Annotated in this window: 5 protein-coding genes; all 5 read left to right on the forward strand. The window is 53.4% G+C overall.

The features are described 5' to 3' along the window. A partial coding sequence (gene addB / locus A6395_RS12280; protein ID WP_071399238.1) for a helicase-exonuclease AddAB subunit AddB occupies nt 1–3,383 on the forward strand: 3,383 nt, incomplete at its 5' end. Further along, entirely contained in the window at nt 3,367–6,969 is a 3,603-nt protein-coding gene (addA, locus tag A6395_RS12285) for a helicase-exonuclease AddAB subunit AddA (protein WP_071399239.1), read from the forward strand. The genes addB and addA, both read left to right, overlap by 17 nt. Before the next feature lie 153 nt (nt 6,970–7,122). Continuing rightward, entirely contained in the window at nt 7,123–7,485 is a 363-nt protein-coding gene (locus A6395_RS12290; protein WP_070327845.1) for a response regulator, read from the forward strand. Next, nucleotides 7,482–10,040: a sensor histidine kinase gene (locus A6395_RS12295; RefSeq protein WP_084813062.1), complete on the forward strand. Its 2,559-nt coding sequence runs from the start codon at nt 7,482–7,484 to the stop codon at nt 10,038–10,040. Before A6395_RS12290 ends, A6395_RS12295 begins: the two co-directional genes overlap by 4 nt. Before the next feature lie 135 nt (nt 10,041–10,175). Then, nucleotides 10,176–10,556 carry a YisL family protein gene (locus A6395_RS12300; protein ID WP_071399240.1) on the forward strand — a complete coding sequence of 127 codons (381 nt, stop codon included), beginning with the start codon at nt 10,176–10,178 and terminating at the stop codon, nt 10,554–10,556. The last annotated feature ends 35 nt before the right edge of the window (nt 10,557–10,591 follow it).

The raw sequence follows: 10,591 nt of genomic DNA on the forward strand, positions 1-10,591 counted from the left end.
ATCAAGTCATTCAAGAGCTAAAGCGCGATCCGAGCGGCCCGACCATCTATATGCTTGTCCCAGACCAAATGTCGTTTGAAATGGAACGGAAGATGGCGATGACAGACGGTTTAAACGGATCGACGCGGATTCAAGTGCTGTCGATGCGCCGTCTCGCATTCTTGATCATGCGCGATCACGGTGTCGCGACCGAGCAGTTTTTAGACCAGACAGGGACCCATCTTTTGTTACGGCGTGTCGTCGAGATGAACGAGGAGCGGCTGACGCTGTTCCGGCGCACGATGAACCAGTACGGGTTTTACGAAGAGCTGAACGAGTTGATCACGATGTTGAAACGCGGCCTCGTCGAGCCGGAGCAGTTGCTTCGCCTGAGCGAGCAAGACCAACATCGGGCCTTGAAGCTGCAAGACCTCTCCATCCTCTATGAAGGCTTCTTGACGATGACGGCCGGCAAAACGCTTCACGCCGAAGACTACTTCAAAGTGATGTTGCAGTTGTTACCGGAAGTCAATTTAACAGGGACTCACTTTTATGTGGACGGGTTCAACGAGTTTTCGGAGCAAGAGCTCGCGGTGCTCGTCGCTTTAGCCGAGAAGGCGCCGCTGGACGTCTTGTTGACGGTCGACCCGGACTCGCTCTATCGTCCGCACCCGTTGTTCGGACCGACACAGCGGACGCTGATGCGCCTTAAAGAGCTGCTCTCAGAACGTCAACTTTCGTCGACGGATGAACTGTATCATGGGGTGCATCGTTTTAAACATCCAAGTCTCGCTTATCTCGAGGCGACGTTCGGGCAAGTGACGGCAGCGCCGTATACGCGGGCGGAAAATCAAGTCGCCTTGAATGCAGCCGTCGACCGGACCGTAGAAGTAGCGGCCGCTGTCCGTGAGGTCACACGACTTGTCCGCGAAGACGGCTACCGCTTCCGAGACATCGTGTTCATCTCAAGGTCACTTGAAGAATATGGGGACTTGGCGTCACAAGCGCTTCAAAAAATGAACTTGCCGTTCTTCCTGGATGAACGGCAGCCGATGCTCGATCACCCGGTCGTCGAGTTGTTGAAGGCGACGATCGAAGTCGCGCTCCGCGGCTACCGGGAAGAAGCTATATTCCGCGCGTTGAAGACCGAGCTGATCGTGCTCGACCGAAATCATCGGCGTACGTCTGTCGATCGGCTCGAGGCGTTCGTGATTGAGCGGGGCATCAAACATTATCACTGGCATGACGAGTGGCAATTGAAACGCCGGGCCGAAGATGAGGCCAAGTTGACGGGTGAAGAACTCGATACGGAAGCGGCACTCAACGCCTATCGTCAAACCGTCGTCGAAACGTTCGATCCGCTCCTCACCGATTTGAAAGCGGCCAAGACGATGCAGGCCTACACGCACGCCATTTACGCTTTTCTAGACCGAATCGACGTCTCGTCATGCCTTGCCCATTGGCGCGAAGAAGCGCTCGACGCATCACGCCTGATTGAAGCAAGAGAGCATACACAAGTATGGGACGCGGTCCTCCATCTTCTCGAGCAACTCGAGGCGGCCGCGCCGGAAGAGACGCTCTCGACGGAACTGTTCCTGCAAATGATGGACACCGGCCTCGATAGCCTTCGCTATGCACTCGTCCCGCCGTCACTCGATCAATTGACGGTGACCGATTACGTGCGGGGGCGTTTGATCGATAAAAAAATCGTCTTCTTGCTCGGTGCCAACGAAGATCAAATCCCGCTCGTCGCGACACAATCGAAACTGTTGACGGACCACGATATGGACTTCATGCATGAGAACGGTGTCCGGGCGGGGAAAGCGACCGAGCACTTGTTTGACGATGAGACGTACTACTTGTATAAAGCGTTGACGGCGCCAAGTGACCGGTTGTACGTCAGTTACGCACTCGTCGACCGGAGCGGGAAAGCGATTCAACCGGCGAGTTTCATCGCTGACGTCAAGGCGAGACTCGGTAACGGCAAGGCCATCAAGACCCACTTCGCAGAAGCGGGAGAGCATCGCCCGACAGATCAGCTCGCCTTCATCACGAACGTGAACCAGACAGCGGCCGTGACGGCGCTCGAGTTGCAACGGCTCAGCCGTCACTACCCGATTCAAGAGACGTGGTTCACGGTGTACAACGAACTGTTGAAGCATCCGGAAGGACGCGAGCGAATCCGACTGTTGACGAGCGCGTTGTTTTATCAAAACGTTCCCGAGCCATTGCCAGAGTCGGTCGCGAAGTCCCTTTACACGAACTCGATTCGGGCGAGTGTGTCCCGCCTCGAGACGTTCCAAGCCTGCCCGTTCCGTCATTTTGCGAACTACGGCTTGCGTCTGAAAGAACGACGGCTCTATCGGCTCGAGGCACCGGACATCGGTAACTTGTACCACCGGACGATCGAGCATATGTCTCAAACCGTCAAGATGGACGGGAAAGAATGGCGTGACGTGTCGCCCGACCAATGTGCCTCACTTGCGGAGTCGGCCGTCGAACTCGTCACACCGGAGATTCAAAATGCGATTTTGATGAGCTCGAACCGCTACGGTTACTTGAAGAAAAAGCTGACGGACGTCGTCAGTAAGACGGCAGAAGTATTGATCGAGCAGTCGAAACGTGACGGGTTCGATCCCGTCGCGTTCGAACTCGCGTTTGGGAGCGGCAACTTCCCGCCGGTGTCGTTCACGCTCAGCAACGGGGCGACGTGTGAACTTGTCGGCCGGATCGACCGGGTCGATACGGCACAGGTCCATGATCAGCTGTACGTCCGCATCGTCGATTACAAGTCGAGCAAACGGGAGATCGACTTCGCTGAGATTTATTATGGCTTGGCGATGCAGATGCTCATCTATTTGAAAGTGTTGATCGAGCAGGCGGATGCTTGGGCAAAAGGGTCCGTGGCACCTGCAGCCGCGTTGTATTTCCACGTCCACCGACCGCTCGTCACGCCGGCTGAGACAGATGCCGAAACCGAGCGGAAAGTGCTCGAGTCGTATCAGATGCAAGGGTTGCTCGTCGACGATCCGGCCATCCTAGAGGTGATGGACAAGACGGCGAAAAGGGAACAGAAAAAATCGATCGTCATTCCGGTCAAATATAAGAAAGACGGGACGCTCGATGCGAACACGACGAAAAAAGTCGTCTCACCTCCTCAGCTCGAGCAGTTGATGGACCACGCGCTCGACCTTGCCGAGACGAGTGTGGAGGCGATGTATGATGGGAAAATCGGTGTCGAGCCTTATGAATATAAAGAGCGGCGTCCGTGCCAGACGTGTCCGTATCAAAGTGTCTGTCATTTTGACGAGGCGCTCGCCAACGAGCCCCGTCAGCTGAAAAAGTTAGATAAAGAAGAAGTTTTGTTTAAATTAGGAGGTGACGCCGATGAAGTGGACGAGTGATCAACAAGCAGCCATCGACGCACGGGGGTCCCATGTACTCGTCTCGGCGGCAGCCGGTTCAGGGAAGACGGCCGTGCTCGTCGAACGGCTCGCCAGCCGCTTGCTCGATGAAGCGGACGAGTTGACGGCGGACCGTATGCTCGTCGTGACGTTCACGAACGCGGCAGCGGCCGAGATGAAACGACGGATCGCCAAAGCGCTCGATCAGGCGCTGCGGGAACATCCGGAAAACGACTATATACGAAAACAACGGCAAATGCTGAACCGGGCGCTCATCACGACGATTCATTCATTCTGTTTAGAAGTCATTCGCGAGAATTACTACTTGCTCGACCTCGACCCGGCCTTCAAGATCGCCGAGGAACGGGACTTGGTGCTCTTGCAAGACGATGTGCTCGAAGACGTGCTCGAAGAACAGTACGGTCAAGAAGACAGCTCGTTTTTCGCACTCGTCGATGCCTATACGTCTGACCGTGGTGACAGTGAAATCGAAGAGCTGATCCTCGGTTTGTATCAATATGCGCGAACCCTTCCTGATCCGGAGGCGTATTTAGATGAGCTGGTCTCCCTTTATCAGTTTGAAGGTGACCCTGACGAGGAACGACTTCTCGTCGAGTTCGGGCAGTTGCTCTGGGTCGATATTGAAAAAGCACTTCGGCAACTCCGGCGTGTAGCGATCGAACTCCGGCTTGCCGGTTACGAGGCGCAATCGGAAAATGTGTCCAAAGCGATTTTCCCGTTCCAAAACATCGACAAAGACACGCTCAAATGGAGTGAACTCGAGACGGCGTCCCGAGCGGTTAAATTCGGAACGATGAAACCGGTCCAGAAAAAAGACGAGCATCACATCTATCACACGGTGTTGAAGCCGGCCTATGACCAAGCGAAAAAGCGGCTTGTCGATGCGGTCGGTCAAGCGAGTGTCAGCGGAGCTGATCATTTAGACGTCTTGCTGTCACAGCGTCCGCTCGTCGAGACGCTCGTCCGAACCGTCCGAACGTTCGGGGCCGCTTACGAGCAAGCCAAGCGGGACCGCGCCTTCGTCGACTTCAGCGATCTCGAGCATTACGCGCTCGCCATACTACGGGACGGGGACGCCCCGTCATCGGTCGCGTCGCTCTACAAACAGCGATTCGCCGAAGTGTTGGTCGATGAGTATCAGGATACGAACGAGATCCAAGAGACGATCATCGGACTCGTCAGCAATGAGAGTGAACAGCTCGGCAACTTGTTCATGGTCGGGGACATCAAGCAATCGATCTACCGGTTCCGGCACGCCGAGCCGAGGTTGTTCATCGAGAAAGCGACGCGGTTCAAACAAGCCGGTTCGGGGCAACGGATCGACCTGTCTCAAAACTTTAGAAGCCGCTCCGAAGTGCTGCACGGAATCAATGACCTATTCATTCAGTTGATGGACGAAGAAGTGAGTGAGATCGAGTATGACGAGGCGGCACGTCTCGTACCGGGTCGGGCGTATGAAGAACTCGAGGCAAGTCCTGAACTCTTGATCGTCAACGGAGAAAGCCGGGACTTATCGAAACAGGAGCTTGAAGGCCGTGCCATCGCCACACGTATATTAGAGCTCGTCTCTGGTGATGAGCCGTTCAAAGTGACGGACGAGGCGACCGGATTGCTTCGTTCCTGTGAGTACCGGGACATCGTCATCTTGGTCCGTTCGAAAAAAGAGCGGGTCGAGCAGTTGATGGACATTTTGACACAGTATAATATCCCGGCTTATACCGATTCGGACGGCGGCTATTTCCAAGCGACGGAAATTCGAATGATGTTGTCGCTCTTGAAGTTGATCGACAACCCGCTCCAAGACATCCCGCTCGCCGGAGCGCTCCGGTCACCGATGTTCGGTTTCACCGATCAAGAGCTGGCCAAGATTCGCTTAGAGTCGGAAGCGTCGTTTTTCGATGCGCTCAAGGCGAAAGCAGACGATGACGACGAGCTCGGATTGAAGTGCGGGGACATGCTCGATCAGTTGTCGGAATGGCGCACGTTCGCCCGCAACCACAGCTTGTCGGAGTTGATTCAGCAAGTGTTCAACGACACCGGGTTTTACGATTTTGCCGGTGGGCTGCCGGGCGGGAAAGGGCGTCAAGAGAACTTGAAGGCGCTCTATGACCGGGCCCTCTCCTATGAACGGAGCGGCTACCGTGGATTATATCGCTTCTTGCGGGTCATGGACCGGCTTCAAGATAATGGTGAAGATTTATCGGAAGCACGTTCACTCGGAGAAGAAGAGAACGTCGTCCGCATCATGACGGTCCATAAATCGAAGGGGCTCGAGTTTCCGGTGACGATCGTCGCCCAACTCGGCAAACAGTTCAATAAACGTGATCAGATGCAACGTGTCATCTTCCATAAGCGATACGGCATCTCCCTTGACGCGATCGATGTCGTCACCCGGACGAGAACAGAGACGTTCGTGAAAGAGATGATTCGTCGGGATCTCGATGCGACGATGAAAGCCGAAGAGATGCGCGTCTTATACGTCGCGCTGACCCGGGCGAAAGAGAAGCTGATCTTAGTCGGGACGGTCGCAGAACCGGCTAAACAGATCAACCAATGGCTGCAGGTCGAAGCGACGGGTGAGACGTTGTCCGCTGACGCACGACGCGAGGCGAAGACGTATCTGGACTGGGTCGCGCCAGCGCTCCTCAAACTAGAAGGCGCAGTAAAGTTCATCGAGGAGATGGGCTTACCGGTCTTTTCGCCGATACGGGAAGCGACGAGCTGGACGTATCGAATCATCGGACAAGATGATTTGGCGGAAGTGGCCACACTCCAAGCGATGATGGCCCAGCTTCATCATGTGCAACAGTTCGAGGCGATTGATTTTCCAGTCAAAGACGAAGAAGCAACGATTCAAGTCGTCAATCGAGCTTTTTCGTACAGCTATCCAGCCCAAGCCGCGACCGAGACGGCAGCGAAACAGACCGTGACGGAATTGAAACGAGCGATTCAACTCGAGCAAGCGGCGTTCGAAGACACGTTCCGCCCGAGCGATACCCCGTATCGGGAGCCGAAATGGAAGCAGACGAAGCAGACAGGTGCCGAGCGCGGGACGACGCTCCATCTCATCTTCCAATTGTTTGAGCCGACTGAACCGCTCGACATACAAATCGACCGGTGGGAAAATAATGGGATGCTCGGTCCGATCGAGGCGGAGACGGCACGGCTGGCGCTGCCTGAAATCGAGTCGTTCTTCAGCTCGGAGATCGGTCGGTCGCTATCCGAAGCGCTGCAAGCCGGAAGAGGATGGCGCGAGTTGCCGTTCACGTATACGGTGCCTGCGGAGCGAGTGAATCCGACGGCGACGTTCACGGACGAGCACGTGTTGATTCAAGGGATCATCGATTGCCTGTTCTTCGATGGTGAGACGTATGTCCTGCTCGACTATAAATCGGACTCGGTCTTGTTCGCGAGCGCGTCGCGAGAAGAAGCAAGACAGTTGCTTCGTGACCGCTACGCTGTTCAGCTGTCTCTCTACCGCGAAGCGATCGAGTCGATTTGGAATATCCAAGTCGGGACAACGGTTATTTATTCTTTGGAATTGCAGGAAACTGTTGTACTATAATGTAGACGATATGATTGTAAAGGTGTACGGTTATAAACCGTGCATCTTTTATTTTTGTGATTACGAAATAGATTAGGTAAAATAATGAAATGAGATAATATACGAAATAGATTAGGTAAAATAATGAAATGAGATAATAATGGAGGAAACGTCATGGTGAAAATTCTACTAGCAGAAGATGAAGAAGTATTGCGCATGCTCGTATTAGATACGTTAGAAGATGAAGGATACGATATTGATGAAGCGCCAGACGGTCTTGAAGCCTATCGGCTGATCGAACAGAACGAGTACGATCTCGTGATTGTCGACCATATGATGCCAGGAATGACAGGTCTTGAAGTCATTGAGAAAGTGAGGAAGTTGCCGGGACGTCAACATACGAAAGTGATGATGTTGACGGCGAAGAGCCAACAATCTGACCGTGATTGCGCGAATGAGATTGGGGTCGATTATTTCATTTCGAAGCCGTTTAGTCCGCTTGAACTTGTGAAGATCATAGGAGGCATCGTGAAGTGAATAAATGGTTTAAACAAAAACTAGGACGTGACATCATGACCGCCCTATATTCTTTCCTCGCGCTCGCGCTCGTCGGATCGATGATCATGTACGTACAGATGGAAACGAGGGTCAGAGAGAATGAAGCCCGTCTCCAACAAGTCGATGAACGGATCAACCGATTGAATACACTTTGGGACGAATGGCAGAGCGCGCAGTATGACTCACGGGGCTACTTGCTGTTCGGCGATGCGGAAGCGCTCGAGCGGGCCCAAAGTAAAGAAAATGAGTTCCAACAAGAAATCAACTGGTTCAAGGGCGCTGTCGAAACAAAACAAGGTGAGATCTTCGCAGCCGACTTACAAACCTTTCACGATTTTTACTTCGATGTGATCATGCCGGTCACGGCGGAATATGGTCAACTGCGAGCGTCCGGGGAAATCACCGAGAACACGATTGATCCTGAAACCATATTGGCGTTGCCGACAGCCGAACGGTTGATTGAACAAGGAACCGTACCGTACGATCCGGAACGCGGTATCGATACACTCGGTCCGATTCAACAGATCGAATCGTCACTCATCGACTACAAGGCGTTGATGAACAGCGAGAAAAACAGAGTGTACGCCGACTGGAAAGTGAACAATGATGTCTTACAGTTCTTATGGATTGCGAGCATCTTCTCGTTCGCGGCATTGATTCTACTATTCGTCCAACCGTTCTTGCGTCGTCAGTCCCGTCTGATCTCACGCTTGTCGGTCGCATCTGACCGCTTATTGAAAGGTGAGATCGTCGACTTGAGCGATCAAATGGAGCGCGAAGACGAGATCGGGACGATGTCCCGTTCGTTCAACAAGATGGCTGAGACGCTCCGTGAAAATGAACGTCACTTGATTGAGAAGAACCACGAGTTGCAGGCACAACAAGAAGAATTGATCGCCCAGCAAGAAGAGCTGCAAGCGCAGCAACAAGAGCTTGAAGAGATCTTGGAGCAGACGCAACAGAACGAACAGCACTTGGCGTACCGAAACGAATTGACCGAGACGCTCGCGGCTCGCGATTCGTTGACGGCTTACCCGGAGATCATCGAGAAACTTGTCGCCATCACCGACTCAGAAGTCGGGGCGCTCGTCTTCCTCGATGCGACAGGCTCGTTCTCTATCACGAGCCACGGGCTGAACGAGACGTTGTCGCGTAAATTGCTCGATAGCGAGAACTCCGTGTTGACGCGGGCGATGACGCTGCGGACGACGGTCCATTCGTCGAAACAAGTCGCAAGCGACCATCCGCTGCCGTATCCGTACTACATGTATGAGACGGCCGTACCGGTCCACGACCCGACTGATGACTCAATCATCGCCTTCATTTATCTCGTCCGTTACAAAGACCGCTTCACGCAGACGCAAATGGGCGATATCATGTCGTTCGCACGTCAGCTGTCGTTGTCGTTACTTCGGATGCGTCTGTTTGAAGAGATGACCCGTGAAAAAGGCAAGACCGAACGGATCCTCGATTCAATCCGAGAAGCTGTCATTTACGTCGAACATTCGACCGATGACGTGTTCGTCAACCGACCGCTTTACGAGATGTTCCCAGAGCTCGATGCGATCACATCGAGTCAGCTCGCGGAATTGTCTTGGAACGAGTGGCGGGAGACGATCGCGACGACGGTCGACCAAGACGATGACTTCATGACATATACAGACCGTCTGTTCACAGACGACTTCCCGCACGACAGTGTCAGTTTCTCGATCCGTAAAGGGGAGATGAACTTACAGATGTATGCCGAGCGGATTGTCGTCGGCGGTTTGTCGAAAGGGACGCTGCTCGTCTTCCGTGATATTACGAGTGAGACCGAGGCCGAGCGCTTGAAGAGCGAGTTCATCTCGACGATCTCGCATGAGTTGCGGACACCGTTGTCTTCGATTTATGGGTTCACCGAGCTCATGGTCAAGAAACAGTTGCCGAACGAGAAACAGGCGAAATATTTGCAGACAATCCACGCTGAGACGGAGCGGTTGACGCATCTCGTCAACGACTTCCTCGACGTACAGCGCATGGAATCAGGTAGCCAAATGTATGACCGGGAACAGCTCGATATCGAGCCGGTCATCCATGACATGATGACGTTCTATGAAGCGTCGTCATTGAAACACAAGTTCGAGCTGGTCACGGTCGACGACCGACCGTACGAACTGTTCGCAGACTGTCAGAAGTTCAAACAGCTGATGAGCAACTTGCTCTCGAACGCCGTGAAGTACTCACCGCGTGGCGGGAAGATCACGGTCGAGCTGGCCCATCATGATCAATCGATCTCGATTAAAGTGAAAGACCAGGGGATCGGCATTCCGAGCGACGCCCTCGATCGTCTGTTCGATAAGTTCTACCGCGTCGACAACTCGGACAGCCGTGAAATCGGCGGCACGGGACTGGGTCTCCCCATCTGCCAAGAGATTGTGCGCGGTCACGCCGGACAGATCCATGTCGAGTCCGTCCAACATAAAGGCTCGACGTTCACCGTTGTGATTCCGAGCTTCGAACACGCTGTTCGGGAAGAAGAACAAACGACGGCTTGATCAAAACAAGAGGAGGAGACGTGCCGTTCAATCGCGACCGGTACGTCTCTTTTTATCGTTTGTTAACAGCTTGACCGAAAAGTGGCTTGTTCGTGTACAATAGTAGTTGTACATAATGAAAAGGGGGATTTTTAAATGCCATTGACAGCATTTCTACACACGCACGTCACGAGTTGGATTTTACTGCTCGTCTTGTTCGCTGTCGCCTACATCGGCTACAAGAACGGAAACAAGAGCGGCAAGATCGCGCATATGGCGTTTCGGCTCATGTTGCTCATCGCGTTCGGCACAGGACTTTATTTGTACTTGCAACTGAACGGAGGCGGCATGTTCTACCACGTGAAAATCACGGTCGGATTGCTCGCACTCATCTTCGGTGAGATGACGCTCATTCGTTTGAAAAAAAGAAAACCGTCGGGCGCTATGCTTGGCGGCTTCGTTGCACTGTCACTCGTGACGATCTTTATCGGTTACGCGTTGCCGTACGGTCAGTCGTTCTTCAGCAACTTTATTTGAGTCGCATCCCACTTCACACATCGAAGTGGGATTTT

Source organism: Exiguobacterium sp. SH31 (genome assembly GCF_001816105.1).
GTDB lineage: Bacteria > Bacillota > Bacilli > Exiguobacteriales > Exiguobacteriaceae > Exiguobacterium > Exiguobacterium aurantiacum_A.